Below are 1566 nucleotides of genomic sequence, written 5' to 3' on the forward strand. Positions count from 1 at the left end.
CAGGCGCATGGCAATGGTCGGCGGCCTGTCTGGTGCATCGTCGCGGTAATGCTCGGCCGTGGCCTGGACGGCATTGGTTATTAGCTCGGAGACGACGAGCACGGCGGTGTCGGTGACGGCCGACAGCCCCCAAGACTCCAAGACGGCGGCGGTGTGGCGGCGTGCCGTGCCGGGTGCCGTCTGCTCGGCGGCAAACTGGCGAATGTCCAGCCCCCGGGAGGCGACGGGCATATTGGTCACGGTCTGGCAGACGGTGGAAGCGGCGCTCATGCTCACCGCGGCCTAGGAGTGGTCAGGCCCGTAAGACCTGGGCGGGACGGCGGGGCGTCCGGCGCGCTGGGCTCCGAAAGGTAGATCACCCGCCCGCCAAGCCCTTCGATCTCCACTTCGATGGCCTGCCGGACGGCGGGCAACGGGGAAAGGTGATCGAGACTAACCACCAGGACCCCGGCGACCTCCGACCGCTTGACGGCTTCGAGCAGGACCGTGAGGCCCGGCCGGACGATGCGCCCCGGCGGCATACAGCGGTCGACGAAGATTTCGGCCAGGGCCAGCCCCTCGGCGCGGGCGTGGGCGGTGAGCTGGTCGTCGAGACGGTCGATCTCGGCTTCGTCGGCGTGCTCGATGCAGATGTAGCCATAGATGGTCTGCGGCACGGTGCTCCTTCCATACGAATGAGGTCGAGGAAGCAGGACCGGCGGCGGGTATGCAGGCTCCCGCACAGGTTGCGGGCGCCATCCAGCACCGCCGGTCCTGGTCTTGGGGGCGGGCGTCGGGACGATCTAGCTCTAGCTCGCGGGTTCCGCGGCAGGCGCGGCGAAGAAGGCCATAAGGCGGTCGCGGATCTCGGCGGCCACGCGCTCCGGCGGCCGCTGGCCGCACTGGGCGCGCAACACGTCGAAGCCGGCTTGGATCAGCCGGTCGGTGGCCTGGCGGTAGAAGTGGGCTTCGGCGTGGCTGGAGCCGGGGGTGAGCTGGAAGCGGTTGTGGGCGCCCCGGTCGGCGAGGCGCTGGGCGATGATGTCGGGGTCGGCTTCGAGGATGACGCACAGGTCGGGCCGGTCGGCTTCGGCGTTGAGCCCCCACAGGAAGGCCGGCTCCACCCCGTCGAATCGCTGCATGACGAGGCCGGAGGGGATGTAGCGGTCGGAGATGACCGTCTTGCCGGCCTCCAACTGGGGGCGGATCTCGGTTTCGAGGTGGTGGTAGCGGTCGGCGGCGTACAGGCAGGCCAGGGCGTGGCCGGTGACGGTTTCGGTCAGCTGGCGGGCCAGCGTCCCCATGGGGCCGGTGGAGGGTTCAAGCGTGAGGTGGATGTCTTCGCCCTCGGCCACCAGGAGCTGGGCCACGTGCCGCACCAGGGTGGATTTTCCCGCGCCGCTCGGCCCGTCGACGGAAATGAAAAGCCCCCGCCGATGGTCAGAAAAGGGCCGGAGCCGGGTCATCGGTTTCTCCTTGTGGTTGGCCCCGGAGTTCGTCTAGGGACAGCGGGCTGCCGCCTGGGTGTGTCGCGAGAAGTACGAAAAGGCGGGCGGTGACCAGGGCGTCATAGGAGTCGAAATGAAA

General features: G+C 69.0%; 2 protein-coding genes and 1 pseudogene. All 3 read right to left on the reverse strand.

Going from position 1 to position 1566, the window contains the following annotated elements; translation table 11 throughout:
- Positions 1 to 270: pseudogene (locus ACY5KJ_RS03160) on the reverse strand (hypothetical protein); the annotation flags it as partial.
- Positions 271 to 272: 2 nt separating this feature from the next.
- Positions 273 to 656 carry a recombinase family protein gene (locus tag ACY5KJ_RS03165; RefSeq protein ID WP_462186620.1) on the reverse strand — a complete coding sequence of 128 codons (384 nt, stop codon included), beginning with the start codon at positions 654 to 656 and terminating at the stop codon, positions 273 to 275.
- Between the two features lie 132 nt (positions 657 to 788).
- On the reverse strand, positions 789 to 1445 hold the full coding sequence (gene tmk, locus ACY5KJ_RS03170; RefSeq protein WP_462202755.1) for a dTMP kinase: 657 nt from the start codon (positions 1443 to 1445) through the stop codon (positions 789 to 791).
- Positions 1446 to 1566: the final 121 nt, after the last annotated feature.

The organism is Frankia sp. CcWB3 (assembly GCF_977927595.1).

Bases quoted from the DNA above. Each gene is read 5' to 3' on its own strand.
- tmk (WP_462202755.1), bottom strand. From the start codon at position 1,445: ATGACCCGGCTCCGGCCCTTTTCTGACCATCGGCGGGGGCTTTTCATT.